The following is a 12,639-nucleotide window of genomic DNA, read 5'->3' on the forward strand; positions in this document are numbered from 1 at the left end:
GAACGGGGACCCGCCTGGAATTGCGTACGCCGGATCCGAGTGCGAACCCGTATCTTGCGCTCACCGCGATGCTGGCCGCCGGTCTGGATGGCGTCGAGACGCGGGCGGATTGGCGTGAACCGGTGAACACGAACATCTGGGAGATGTCGTTCCGTGAGCGTCGCCGGTTGCGGGTGGACGACTTGCCGCAGGATCTGAGTGAAGCGTGCGACGAGCTGGAAAAGAACGACGTGATGCGGGCGGCGCTCGGTGAGCACATCACCGAGCAGTTCCTGGCGGCGAAGCGTGCCGAGTGGCGGGAGTACAACCAGCAGGTGAGCGCGTGGGAGCTCGAGCGCTACCTGGCGAAGTACTGAGCTTATTCCTTTGGGAGACGTGATGAGCGTTCGATCGTTGTTCGCGCGGGCCGATGCGGTGTTGGCGCAGCGCTATCCGTTCGTGCTGCCGGCCTTGGGTTATGACGCGAAATCGATCGAGCCGGCGATCGATGCGCAGACGATGACCATTCACCACGATCGCCATCACGCGGCGTACGTGACGAATCTGAACAAGGCGCTGGAGGCGTTCCCCGATCTCCATCAGTACACGCTGGGCGAGCTGCTGATGGGGATGCGTAAATGGCCGGCGGCGGTGCAGACGGCGATTCGCAACAACGGTGGCGGTCACGCCAATCACGCGCTGTACTGGGAGCTGCTGGCACCGGGGAGCGCGACGTCGTCCACGCCCAGCGGCCAGCTGAGTGAGATGATCGTGCGCGATTTCGTCACGCTCGATGCCTGCAAGGCGGCGCTCAAGGCAGCCGGGCTGGCGCAGTTCGGATCCGGGTGGGCATGGCTGGTGAAGACGGCCACGAGCCGGCTGGTGGTGCGCGGACTGCCGAATCAGGATTCGCCGCTGCTGGAGGGCGAGTTGCCGATCGTCGGCCTCGATGTGTGGGAGCACGCGTACTATCTGCGGTATCAGAACCGGCGCGCTGATTATCTCGATGCGGTGTTGGCGCGCATCAACTGGGACGTGGCGGGGGCGCAGTTGCGCCGGTAGACCCAGAGCCCGAAACTTTGACTCGAAACGCGAGACTCACGTGAGTGTCGCGTTTCGAGTCAGCGTTTCGAGTGATGGGTTCGTCGGTGCTGCGCCGCTATCAGCCGCCGCCGCCGAATCCGAAGCGACGGCCGCTTTCGCCCAAGGTGCCGAAGCGCTGGTTCACGACGGTATTGTAGATGGAGCCGAACGTGTAGCCGATGCCGACGAAGGTGTTGTAGCGGAAGTTCGTCTGCAGCTGCTGGCGCTGCGTGAGAATGTCGCGCTCTGATTGGACGTTGCGGGCGATGTAGATCTGATCGCGCACGCGCGACGCCGACCCGCGGAAGTTGAGCGAGAAGCCACGACCGAGGCGCAGGTCGACGAAGCCGGAGAGGGTAACCAGGTTGCGCTGGGGGTCGTGCAGATAGTGCGATCCTTCGAGGGACAGATTGGTGTTGCCCCACTTCTGGCGCTGCGTGGTCGCGATCAGCAGCGAGTGGTTGCCGCGCGTTTCCCGATCCTGACCGAACACGGTGGTGCTGTTGTACTGGTAGTGGTTGAGCCCGAGGGTATACAGCAGGGTGAGCTGCCGACGGGTGGCCTCGGTCCACGGGAAGATGTTGTATTCGAGCGCCGGAGCGAGGCGGAGCGACGCTCGCTGATTCAGGACTTCGCTGAATCCGCCGGAGACCTTGAGTCCGGCCGTGAGATGACCGGTGAGCGTCTTCCCAAACAAGGCGTTGACGGACGAGGCGCGCTGCAACACGATCACCGACACGGTATCGCGTATCGCCGGGTTGTCGCGATTGGCGACGAACACCTTGAAGTCGCGCTCGTTGTAGCTGGCGCTGCCGCCGATGTTGATCTTCCATTGCTCGGTCGTCCGCGCGGCGGAGAGCGAGGTCGAGAGATTGGTCGACTTCACGAGTTGCTCGCCGCTGGCGGCGAGGTTGCCGTCGATGCGATACAGCCAGAAATTCCACTTGTCTTTGACGTTGCGCGGATTCGCTTGCTGCGGTGCGGGTCCCCCGGTGAGCGACAGGCGCAGGCGCGACGCGATCGGGGTGCGCGCGATATACGGGGCGAGTCCCAGCTGAAAGGTGCGCACCAGTTCGCGCCGCACGCGGTCATCGGCATCGTTCGGCAGCGTGTTGATGACGAGCGTATCGGTCTTGCCGGCGTATCTCTTCTGGCCGAGAAAATTGACGGTGATCTCTCGGCCGCCGTTGCCGGCGTTGAGGCTGGTGAGCAACAGATGCACGTCGCTGTCGAAGCGGTCGCGCACCCAGTTCACGAAGCCGAGTTCCTGCACGAAGAAGTCGCGATCACATCCGCGCACGCCGCCCTGACAATCCAGGTAGACGCGGAGCGCGGATTTGAGAATCGTGTCAGGGACGGCGCTTGCGGTGGCCGGTGCCCCGCCAGGGCGTCCAACGCCGGGTTGGGCGAGGAGGGAAGCGGGGGTCGTGAGAGCGGCGACCAGAACGAACGAACGAAACGCAGCGCGCATGCCGTGACATTGCAAGTGGATCGGTGTGCCGACCATCGGGGGGTCATGGGACTGCGACGCCCCCCCCGATACCGGCTAAACGATCGACAAGTTAGACCGATCGGTCCTAATTGTCATTCCGCATTATGGAATAGTTGCGGGTACAGTCGTTTCAGGGTTGAATGGAGCCGGGCCCGTCGCCGGCGCCGCTGGCGGAGGCGGCCGTGACGGCGCCGAAGGCGACGGAGAGGATGGCGACCACGGCGGCCCCAAAGGTGAGGCTCCGCTTGCGGGAGAAGGTCCGCGCACTGATGTCTTGCACCAGCGGCCGGGCGATGGCGACGGTGACGCCGGTGGAGGTAAACCGTTCGCGCGAGGTGGTGGTGGTCTGCGCGACCGTCATGACCACCGAATCGGCCGTGGCGCGGAGAATGATGCCGTCGATCTCACGGACATTCGCCCCCAGCTGCCCTGCCAAGGCCGCGGTGCCGGCGTCGGTCAGCGTAACCCGGCCGTCTCCAGTGACCGGCACCCCCCGGCCGGCCACCGGCACGTAGGTGTAGCATCCCAGCAGCGACCACGCCGTCAGCGCGAGGACAGGGGCGGCAGTGAAACGACCGGCCACGGAGCTCCGTGGCCGGTCGTTCTGTCCTGCAGTGTGCATGGAGCGGGTTACTGGCATGCCGCCGGACGATCCTGAGCCGGCTGCGGCGTCAGCGGGTTCTGCTGGCGCTCGTTGTACGAGATCGGGAAGAAGCAGGGCCGGAGGCCACGAGTGGCGACCCAGCGATCCGCGCGCTCCTGGAAGCGGTAGTGATCGTGGAGGCGACGCCCCTGCAGGAACAGCGAGACCGCGCGGGAATGCGACAGCATCGCCTGAGCGGACGGCGAACCTGCCCACGCCGGGAGACCGTCGACGGCACGCAGCGCGTTGATGCGCGTGGTGAACTCGGCGGTGTTTCCGGCGGCGAGTCCGGCTTCGGCGAGGATGAGGAGCATTTCCTTGGCCGAGGTGGCGGTCCATCCCACGTTGACGGTGGAGGACAACCGGCAGCATTCGTCGATGTTCTTGGCCGTGGCCGGATCGGGCTGACCCGTGACGGGATCGACCAGCTTGATGCCGGCGATGCCGTCGAGCGGGCGCGTGCCGGCGGTGGTGACGTTCACGTAGCGGGAGCCGGCGCGGATTTCGAGACGGGAATTCATCTCGCCACCCGTGGAGAACCAGCCGCCGTTGTTCTGCGCAACGACGTCGAAGCGATAGCGGAAGCTGTTGGCTCCCATCGCCGTGAGTGCGGCGGCGGCATCGGCGTTGGCGCCCGCATCATTGATGAGCGGGTTGGCCGGGAACCCCCGCGGCGCGCGCAGCGAGCCCCAGACGGCCCTCGACCACCTGGCCCGCGCGCGCATGCCCAGGATGCGGGCCTGCAGCGGCGAGTTGTTGAGCGCCTGAGCGATGGTGAGCCCCTTGCCGAGGTACGTCGTGGCCGAGTCGAACATGACGCGCATGTTCGCCTCGCCGATGGGCGCACCGTTGGCGGTGCGATCGGAGGTGATGACGAAATCCTCGTAGCTCTCGCCGATCATCGTGTAGATGGTGCCGGCGAGGAAATACGCTTGGGCGAGATCGGCGCGGTTACGCAGGGAGCCCGCCTTGTCGTAGCCCTCGAGCTTGGGCAGGACGTAGTTGGCCATCCAGCGTGCCTGGCTGACGTACGGATACATGCCGTCGGTGTACTCGTTGAGCGGGTCGCCGATGTCGCCGACGTCGAGCAGGTTCCAATACTCGCGCGAGCCCACCCACGTGAGCTCATCCGAGGCGGCGCCGACGGCGCCGGTGATCTGGTTGCCGGCGGCGTTGACGGCGCCGTAGAGACCGGTCACGAGGGAGCCGGCGGCGGCGGAGGCCGTCGCAATGGCGTCTTCGGTGACGGCGTTGGGATTCTTGACTTCAGTGGAGAAGATCTGGCAGGAGGCGAGGGTCATCGCTCCGACGGCCAGCGCCGCACCGCTGAGGCGACGACGCAGGCGTGCCGAATCCCCGATCGAAATTCCGTGCTTCATAAGAATGGGGTTCCGGATCAGAAGTTGAGATTGAGCGCGATCGAGAAACGGCGCGGGATGGGGAGGCCGAATCCGTCGGTGGCGTTCTGGAAGTTGTCGGCGAGCGTACCGACCGAGCCGCGTCCGTTTTCGTTCGACTCCGGGTCCTGGCCAGGGTAGCGCGTCCAGAGGAAGATGTTGCGGCCGGAGAGCGTGAGGCTGGCGTCGCGGAAGCCGATCTTCTTGGCCTTCTCGGCGCCGAGGTTGTACGTCACGGCGAGTTCACGCCAGCGGAGGAAGTCACCGCTCTGGGCCTGATTGAGTCCCGGCTCGAGCAGACGACGGTAGGTCGTGATGTACTCCGTGGCCGCCGCGACACGCTGTTCCGGCGTGCTGGCCGGGTTCTGCATGATCGACTGGATCTCGGAGAACTCCTTGCGGTTCGAACCGATCGACGGGTGCTGCGAGAGGCGGAAGCCGTCGGTGAGGTTGGAGACGAAGTAGCCCGTGCGGTATTCGAGGGTGGACTGGACCTTCCACCGCTCGCTGATCGTGAGCGTACCACCGAACGCACCGGTCCACACCGGGATCGAGGCGCCGACGCGCTGTTCGAACAGGATGCCGCTGCCGTCGTAATCGGCGAGGAACGGCTGGAGCGTGCTCTGCACCGACGACTGCTGGATATCACGCGGCTGCGCGAAGTAGGCCAGCAGTTCGGCCTTGGTGGCCGGGGTGCCGCGACCATTGAAGTTGATGGGCAGCTGGTCGCCGGTGTAGCAGGCGATGGGCTTGCCGGCCGAGTTCGTCGCCGGCGCGGTCCCGCAGGCCGGAGCGATGCGCGGCTCGTAGATCGATCCCAGGGGATCGCCTTCCTTCAGGTAGATGCGGTACCGGGCATAGCCACCCGAGACGCGGATCGGCGGAGCGCCGCCGAGGCTGGTGAGGGTCTGCTTGAGGTACGCCGCGTTGGCGAAGACTTCGAGCTTGGTGTTGCCGCGCTGGATGGCGGTGCTGCGCACGCCGAGTTCGAGGCCGCTCGCGTCGATGGTGCCGATGTTGGTGAGCTGCGCGCTGCGGAAGCCGCCCGAGGTGGGGAAGAGGCGGGGCACGAGCGCGTCATTCACGTTGCGCTTCCACGCGGTGAAGTCGACGGCGACCTTGTTGTTGAACAGGCCGGCTTCGAAGCCACCTTCGAGTTCGGTGGAGATTTCCGGGCGGAGGTCGGCGTTGCCGAGCTGCGACGGGAGGAGGCCGGCGCCGAGCGACGTGACTTGCGGCGCAAACGTGGTGAACTGATCGAAGGCACCGGGCTGACGGCCGGACTGACCGATCGCGGCACGCACGCGGAACGTGGAGAGCAGCGTGGACGACCAGCTGTTGAGATCCGACGGGACCATGGACAGCGAGGCCTTCGGGTAGAAGACGCCGCCGGCGTTCTTACCGAACGCGCTGGAGAAGTCGTAGCGGCCGCCGACGGTGCCGAACACCCAGTCACGCCAGCCGATCTGCGTCTGAGCGAAGTAGCCACCGTTGACGGTGGTGAGGAACGACTCACCGGCCGAGATGTTCTGGCCACCTGCGCCGACGACTTCGATGCCCGGGCCCGGGAAGAAGGCCGAGGAGCCGGAGTTGGTGGTGGTGCGGTTGTTGAAGACCTGCAAACCGGCCACGCTGGAGGTGCTGAAGGGGCCGAAGTCGCGGTTGTAGGCGACCTTGCCGTCGAGGGTCAGCACGCGCGTGCCGCCCGAGTACACCTGACGCGATCCGTCGGGGTTGTTCGACGTGAAGAGGTCGACGTTGTAGCCGAAGGGCGACAGGCCGAAGTCGTTCTGCGACGCGTAGTCGAAGCCCAGGGTGCTGCTGAGCGTGAGGCGCTCGGTGGCGGTGTAGGAGCCATCGAGGGTGCCGACGTAGCGCTGCACGCCCGTCTTGTTCTGCTGCTGCATCGCCTCACGCACCGTCATGAACGCCTGGTTGCCGAAGGCGTTGCCGGCCCCCGAGCAGACGCCGGGAGACACGTAGGTGGAGAGGTTGCAGTTGGCGAGCTCGGGGCGCGACATGTAGCTGAGCGAGTTGACGCCGTAGATGTTGTTGTTGTTCTCGGGCGACTCACCCTGCGTGTTGTAGTACGAGTTGTTGAAGCGCAGGCGGAGGTTCTTCGTGGGGACGATCGACAGGTTGGCGGAGGACTGAATACGGCGGATGACGTCGCGCGCGGGGCCGTAGTCGACGCCGCCGAAGGGACCGTTTTCGAAGTAGTAGCGGCCGCTGGCGAAGTAGGTGACGGCCTGGCCGCCGCCCTGCACGGAGGTGGAGAACGTGTTGCCGCGTCCCAGCTCGGTGAAGTACTTGTTGAACACCGGCACTTCGAACACCTGGAAGGCCTTGAGCCCCGGGATGTTCCAGTAGGTGGCGAGCGAGTCGGCGCGCGCCTGCGTGCGGGCAAAGCCGGAGTTCGGCGCGACGCGGTCGCCGAAGCTGACGGCGTCCTGCTGCAGCTGCATGGTCCAGCGCGGGGCGCTCGACGTGCCGGTCTTGGTGAAGAACTGGATCACGCCGTTGGAGGCTTCGGTGCCGTACAGCGTGGCCGCGGCCGCGCCCTTGAGGACTTCGACACGCTCGATGGTGCTGGGGTCGATGTCGTCGATACGGGACGGCGAGCCGCCACCGCCGTTGCCGATGCCGTAGCCGCCGCCGGAGTTGATACGCACGCCGTCGACGAAAATGATGGGCTCGTTGGACTGCGAGAGCGACGCGTTGCCGCGGATGCGGATCTTGGCGCCTTCACCCGAGAGACCACCCGACACGAGACCGGTCACGCCGGGTTCGCGGGCGGTGAGCAGGTTGGAAATGTCGTTGATGGGCGCGTTGGCCGGCGGCGTAATGACAGCCACCGTGTTACCGAGGCGCTTCACTTCGGTTTTCTGACCGCTGCCGGTGGTGACGACGGTATTGAGCTGGATCGCCGAGACGGTGACGGAGAAGTCGGCCTTGACCGTCTGGCCGGGGGTGACCGTGACGGTGCGGGTTTCGCGCGAGTAGCCGATGGCGCGCACGCGGACGACGACCTGCGAGGAGCCGCCGGCGACGGTGATGCCCGTGATCCGGTAGTTACCCTGCGCATTGGTCATGCCGCCGAGCGTCGTGCCGTCGATGCTGACCTGCACGTTTTCGAGGGGCCGACTGTTCGCGGCGTCAGTGATGCGACCTTCGACGATCGCGGTGGATCCTTGCGCCGCTGAGCGGCCCAGGGGCACGGCCAGGGCCATCACCGCGAGCGCGATGAGGGACCGGCAACGTGCGACAAAAGCTCCGGGCATTCCGTGCCTCCTACAGGTCGTGAAGAGACTTCGGGCCCAACGGCCAGAAGTGTGGCAAAGCGAGCGGCGAATATGCGTCGCCTTCTATGATTGAGCAACGGTTGATCCCGGTTTTGGTCCCCGGGGCCCGTACCCTTAGCGCGGCGGGCGGGCCTCGCGCAGGGCCTCGGCCAGCTGGCGCGCGTCGGCATTGGTGCTGTCGATCGCCAGCGAACGCCGGACGGCGCGTTCGGCACCGGTGAGGTCTCCCGCCTTGAGTCGCACGAGCGCGAGCTGGAAGTGCCCCGTGGCGAGTCCGGGGTCGCGAGCCAGCGCCTGTTCCAGCAGCGGTCGCGCCAAGGTGGCCTGGTCGTCGCGCAGGTAATGCGTGCCGAGATTGAGGTAGGGGAGCGCCGCGGTGGGATCGAGCGCGATCGCACGGGTGTAGGCGGCCACGGCTCCGGCCGGGTCGCTCAGCTGGTCGAGCGTGTTCCCCAGATTCACCTCGGCCAGCAATTGCCGGGGGTCGCGCTGGAGCGATTGCCGATAGGCGGCCACCGCGCCGTCGAGGTCTCCCTGGGCCGCGCGGGCCAGCCCGAGCGTGAGGAGCAGCTGCGGTTCGCCCGGCACCACCTCGAGGGCGGCCGCGTAGGCGGCGACGGCGCGCTGGGGCTGACCCGCGGCCCGGGCGGCGTCCCCGATACCGCCGAGGATGACTGCCCAGCGTCGTCGCAGGGCCGATCGGTCGTCCCCGGGAACTGGTTGTAGGCGCTGCTGGAGGAATCGACGGACGCTGGGCACCCCACCACGGGCGAGATGCAGGCTGGCGAGGGCGAGCGCCTGCACATCGCGATCCGGGGCGTCGGCTAGGGCACGGAGCGGCGTATCGAGCGATGCGGGGGCGGACTGCTGGTCGGACCCGGCAAACCGTTCGATCCACTCGGCGAGCCCGGCGACCTGCGCCATAGTGTGGCGCGACGTGGGGTGCAGCAGCAACGGCGTGGCCGCGTCCATCGAGGTGGCGGAACGGGCGGCGAGCACCCCCGCGACCGCCGCGTCGTGCGGCTTGAGCGCGCCCCACCAGCGTGTGACCTGCGAGTCGAGCGCCGCGGTGCTGAGGTTGGCGTGACACCCCTGACACGCGCCGACGAGACCGAGCGAGGCGTCGAGGGCGGGTCGGGGGATCGCGATGGAATGGTCGGAGCGCCGGTAGCGAATCGCCCGGCCGAGCTCGTGCTGCTGCTCGTACGGCATGTGACAGGCGACGCATTGGCTCCCGGTCGAGCCGGCGGGGTGCTTCGTGTGGGCGGGGGGGTTCTGCGCCTTGCTGGCATGACAGCTGGTGCACTGGCGGTCGTCGAAGCGGCCGGGAATGGGCTGTCCGTCCACCGTGCGATACCCCTGGCTGTGGGGATCATGACAGGAGGCGCAGGTCATGCCGCCGTTGCGATAGCAGTCGCTGGCGTAGTGCCCCTCCTGATAGGCGAAGGTGCGGGTGCGCCCATCGGGGGTGAACGGTTTGTCTCCCAGCTGCGACAGGTAGCGGCTGTAGTAGGCCTCGAGTGGCGCTCCAGGGGTGAACCCGGGCGCGAGACGCGTTTTGAGGGCGTGGCAGCCCATGCAGGTGGCCAGCGACCGGTCCTTGTCGAGCGCGCCGAGCGCCACCAGTCCGATGTCCGCGCCGCCGCCGCCCGCCCTGAGGAGGCGGACATGCTTGGCCGCCGGGCCATGGCAGGATTCGCAGTCGACCGCCAGCGAGCGGATGTCAGTGCGCCACCGCCGCGCCGCGCTATCGAAGGCGACTGTGATGCCGCTTCCGTGGCACGACTGGCAGTTGCTGAATCGGCTGTCGTCGCCGAGGACGCGCGAGGGGGGCCAGTCGCCGCAATCGGCCAGCCGCATGGCGGGGGTGATGGGTTGCCACCCGCGCTCGGTGCGCGTGCCGGTGTGGCAAAACCAGACGCGGCTGCTGCGGCTCCAGTCGAAGGGGAGGAACCGTCGCGTGCCGTCGGGCCACGCGGTCACGAAGCCCTGGGTGCCGCCGCCGTTCATGTGGCCGCCCCCGATCACCCCGTCCACCGAGAAGGTCGTGTCGGCTTCCCCCTCTCGCTGCACGAGGAAGCTGAACCGGCCGGCCACCTGCCGGGGAATGACGAGGGCGTCGCGAAACCGGATGGGCTCCCCATTGAAGGGCGCGATGACCCGCACGTCGTTGGTGGGACTGCCGGGCACGCCACCGGCGGTGCCGTGGGTGGAGCGCTTCCATGTGGCGTATTCGGCCGCATGGCACGACTGGCAGCTCTCGGCCCCGGCGAAGTCGGCGGGGGTCGGAGGGGCCGGTGGTGGCGTGAGCGCCCCGACCGTGAGCGCGGTCGTGCCCGCGGTGTTCGCGGCGCCCTCGGTGTCGTTGCCCGAACAGGCGGTCATCCCGGCGAGCAGCGCGGCCGTGATCGTGGTGCGCATCGCGGGGCGTATCGCGGGGCGTATCGCCGCCCAGATCATGGTGCGCCATCCCGCGACCACGCGGGGCCGACGCACCGGCAGAGGGTGCGAATGTGCGCCACGAGCGCCCGGATCTGGACCGGCGAGAGCGAGCCCCCGAAGGCCGGCATGCGGGCGCTGCGGTTCATGATAGCACCGCCGCCGTCGATGGTGTCGTACAGGGTATCGTCGGGGCGCTGGCTCATCGTGGCGGCATCGGCGTGACGCGCCGGCGGTACGGGCAGCGCCTTCGCATTCGGGCCGTTGCCTTGTCCGGTCGCGCCGTGGCATCCGGCGCACCACGTGCGATAGAGGGCGGCGCCGTTGGTGTCGGTGGGCGCAGGGGCTGCCGGGACGGTGCCATCGCGGGCCGTGAGGTCGCCGCCGAGTAATCGGGTGATGAGGGTCCGATCGGCCTCGGGCATGCGCGTGCGCGGCATCGCGGCGCCCGGCCGCACCTGTTGGGGATTCCGGATGATCGCGGCGATGTACGCGGCGTCGCGTCGGGTGCGGACATCGTGCAACGCGGGCGCCAACTGCCCGCCGTCGTCTCCGAGGCGATGGCACCCGAGGCATCCATACTTTTCCCGCAACAACGTGGTCGCCTTGGCGGTGGCGAACGGCGAGAGCGGCTGGGCGTGCGCACCGGTGATGGGGAGGCCCCCCAGCACCACGACGAAAGCGAACGCCCGGCGCATCACTTCCGTGCGGGAGCGGTGCGGGCGCCAGTCCAGATGACGATCGAGCCGCATCCGTTGCGCGTCTGGAATTGCAGGGGCACGCTGGCCGTGCGCGCATAGATCTCGACGGCGCGCACATCGCGGGCGTTCACGATGGCGTCGAGATCGCCGTCTTCATTGGGAACGAGCAGGCCGTTGAGGAAGACGGCTGGTGGACAATCGCCGGTCATACCGGTGCCGCGCAGCAGCACCCGGTCGCGCCCGAACTGGCCGGGCATGGTGACGACGCCCGGGGTCTGTCGGAACACGTCGGCCACGATGTTGGGAGCGCGCGCGGTGATCGCGGCTTCGTCGAGGAAGTGGCCGAAGCCCAGCTTGCGGCGGCGCTCGAAGTCCACGAGCGGAACCGTCATGCGATCGGCGCGCACGCGCATGGTGTCGACGGCCGCCGGGAGCGCCGCCAGTGTGAGCTCGGCCTCGGCCGGTGTGCTGCTGTCGAGATCGACGACGGTCCGGAGCGGCTGATACCCGAGGGCGCGGGTCTCGAGGGTATAGCTGCCCTCGGGGAGCGCGGAGAGGGTGACTTGTCCGGCGTTGCCCGAGGTGGCTTCGCGCGCCGCTCCAAGCAGCACGACGCGCGCCCCGACCACGGGATTCCCCGCCGCGTTGCGCACGGTTCCACGGAGCCGTGCGGTTCCGCCAAGGCTTTCCCCGCGGGTTGCGGTGTCGCTCCGGGTGCGCGTGGCGCGGCCGACCACCAGGTCGCGTCGCAGGAGTCCGTTGGTCGGCACGGTGAGTTCCACGAACCCGCTGCTGTCGGTAGCGCTGAAGGCGCGGACGTTGACGATCCGGCCCGGTGGCAGGCCGCAGACGCGAAATAGCCCGTCGTCGTCGGTCGAGCCGAACTGCGAGAGCGTGCGCCGTTCGAGGCCGCGCTCACTGGCGATGGATTGCGTGTACTGCGCGCGAACGCGCGCCGACGTGGCCAGCGGTGCCCCGCCTGCCACCCGGACGCGACCCACGAACAGTCCCGGTAGCCGACCGGGCTGGGTGAGGTCGCAGCGGGTGGCAATGAGCGCGGTGGGCGACGGCGTGCTGAGTGTGATGGCGATCGGGTCGGGCGTCGTGATCTCGAGGCGCGCCATTGGCCCGTCGATCCCCAGGCTGTCGAGGAGCGGATGTAGGAAGCCGAGCAGATAGACGCCGACCGCCACCGAGTCGAAGCGGAAGAGGCCGCGACTGTCAGCGGTGACCGCCCGAATGCGCGCCGGCTGCTCGGTCGTGACCAATTGCACGGTCGCGCCGGCGAGCGGTTGCATGGCGAGGCTGTCGAACACCACGCCCGTGACCCGGGCGGGGGGAAGCGCTTGCGCCTGCACCGTCGCGAGGGGCATGAGGGCGCCAACGGCCAGCGCGAGAAGTCCGAGACAGCGATGACGGTACGGCATACCGGCGAGAATAGTGTTCCGGTGGGATGGCGGGTAGGGGGGCGCGGTGTTTGCCGACCGAGCGACCCTTGCCGGTGGGTGGTGGAGCCGCGAGCATGCGGGCATGACCCATGCTCCTGCTCCCTTGCCGGGCGCCGCTCCCGGCGGTTCCCTCCCGGCGTTTGCGCCGGTCGCGG

Annotated in this window: 8 protein-coding genes and 1 pseudogene; 2 read left to right on the top strand and 7 right to left on the bottom strand. The window is 67.9% G+C overall.

Features of this window, described 5'->3' with window-relative positions; genetic code table 11:
- Together ACIRA7_RS11075 and ACIRA7_RS11080 are read left to right on the top strand one after the other, a co-directional pair.
- A pseudogene (locus tag ACIRA7_RS11075) lies at nt 1-356 on the top strand (type I glutamate--ammonia ligase); the annotation flags it as partial.
- A gap of 22 nt (nt 357-378) precedes the next feature.
- Nucleotides 379-1,041 (top strand): superoxide dismutase, encoded by a 663-nt coding sequence (locus tag ACIRA7_RS11080; protein ID WP_396220902.1) that lies wholly within the window; start codon nt 379-381, stop codon nt 1,039-1,041.
- Nucleotides 1,042-1,141: 100 nt separating this feature from the next.
- Here ACIRA7_RS11080 and ACIRA7_RS11085 read toward each other — a convergent pair whose 3' ends face one another.
- From ACIRA7_RS11085 to ACIRA7_RS11115, 7 genes are all read right to left on the bottom strand, one after another.
- Nucleotides 1,142-2,533, bottom strand: coding sequence for a hypothetical protein (locus ACIRA7_RS11085; protein ID WP_396220903.1), 1,392 nt, complete (start codon nt 2,531-2,533; stop codon nt 1,142-1,144).
- Nucleotides 2,534-2,684: 151 nt separating this feature from the next.
- A complete protein-coding gene (locus tag ACIRA7_RS11090; protein WP_396220904.1) occupies nt 2,685-3,137 on the bottom strand; it encodes a hypothetical protein in 453 nt (150 codons plus the stop codon).
- Nucleotides 3,138-3,184: 47 nt separating this feature from the next.
- The gene (locus ACIRA7_RS11095) at nt 3,185-4,576 is read right to left on the bottom strand and encodes a hypothetical protein (RefSeq protein WP_396220905.1); all 1,392 of its coding nucleotides are present in this window, start codon (nt 4,574-4,576) and stop codon (nt 3,185-3,187) included.
- Between the two features lie 17 nt (nt 4,577-4,593).
- On the bottom strand, nt 4,594-7,875 hold the full coding sequence (locus ACIRA7_RS11100) for a SusC/RagA family TonB-linked outer membrane protein (RefSeq protein WP_396220906.1): 3,282 nt from the start codon (nt 7,873-7,875) through the stop codon (nt 4,594-4,596).
- 135 nt (nt 7,876-8,010) lie between these two features.
- Nucleotides 8,011-10,392 carry a tetratricopeptide repeat protein gene (locus ACIRA7_RS11105; RefSeq protein WP_396220907.1) on the bottom strand — a complete coding sequence of 794 codons (2,382 nt, stop codon included), beginning with the start codon at nt 10,390-10,392 and terminating at the stop codon, nt 8,011-8,013.
- A complete protein-coding gene (locus ACIRA7_RS11110; RefSeq protein ID WP_396220908.1) occupies nt 10,353-11,009 on the bottom strand; it encodes a c-type cytochrome in 657 nt (218 codons plus the stop codon). Before ACIRA7_RS11110 ends, ACIRA7_RS11105 begins: the two co-directional genes overlap by 40 nt.
- A gap of 23 nt (nt 11,010-11,032) precedes the next feature.
- Nucleotides 11,033-12,463 carry a carboxypeptidase regulatory-like domain-containing protein gene (locus ACIRA7_RS11115; protein ID WP_396220909.1) on the bottom strand — a complete coding sequence of 477 codons (1,431 nt, stop codon included), beginning with the start codon at nt 12,461-12,463 and terminating at the stop codon, nt 11,033-11,035.
- Nucleotides 12,464-12,639: the final 176 nt, after the last annotated feature.

Origin of the sequence: Gemmatimonas sp. (assembly GCF_044376735.1) — a bacterium.
Classification (GTDB): domain Bacteria; phylum Gemmatimonadota; class Gemmatimonadetes; order Gemmatimonadales; family Gemmatimonadaceae; genus Gemmatimonas.

Bases quoted from the DNA above. Each gene is read 5' to 3' on its own strand.
- ACIRA7_RS11080 (WP_396220902.1), top strand. From the start codon at position 379: ATGAGCGTTCGATCGTTGTTCGCGCGGGCCGATGCGGTGTTGGCGCAG.
- ACIRA7_RS11085 (WP_396220903.1), bottom strand. From the start codon at position 2,533: ATGCGCGCTGCGTTTCGTTCGTTCGTTCTGGTCGCCGCTCTCACGACC.
- ACIRA7_RS11095 (WP_396220905.1), bottom strand. From the start codon at position 4,576: ATGAAGCACGGAATTTCGATCGGGGATTCGGCACGCCTGCGTCGTCGC.
- ACIRA7_RS11100 (WP_396220906.1), bottom strand. From the start codon at position 7,875: ATGCCCGGAGCTTTTGTCGCACGTTGCCGGTCCCTCATCGCGCTCGCG.
- ACIRA7_RS11115 (WP_396220909.1), bottom strand. From the start codon at position 12,463: ATGCCGTACCGTCATCGCTGTCTCGGACTTCTCGCGCTGGCCGTTGGC.